The sequence below is a fragment of the Klebsiella sp. EMBS2024 genome (assembly GCF_036233805.1).
Classification (GTDB): domain Bacteria; phylum Pseudomonadota; class Gammaproteobacteria; order Enterobacterales; family Enterobacteriaceae; genus Klebsiella; species Klebsiella pneumoniae.
Genome location: NZ_JAZARW010000001.1, coordinates 4277112 through 4277363, shown reverse-complemented (window position 1 = coordinate 4277363; position 252 = coordinate 4277112). Strand labels below are relative to the sequence as shown.

Annotated in this window: 1 pseudogene; it reads left to right on the top strand. The window is 46.8% G+C overall.

The annotated features are described in order from the left end of the window. Positions 1–252: pseudogene (locus VZP09_RS19555) on the top strand (IS3 family transposase); the annotation flags it as partial.

Here is a 252-nt window from a genome sequence, read left to right as displayed (position 1 = left end):
ACTGCGTTATCTGCGGGCAGAGAATGCCTATCTAAAAAAGTTGAAAGCCTTGGTTCAGAGCGAAAAAAATGGCAAAAAGCCCTGATAATCAGTGAACTAAGGCATGAACACGCTCTGCGGGACCTTCTGCGGGCGGCCGGTATGTCCCGTAGCACGTGGTATTACAATATGAATGCACTGAAGCAAGGGGACAGGTATGCGGGTCTTAAAGAGAACATCAGGAAGATATACCACTATCACAAAGGTCGTTAT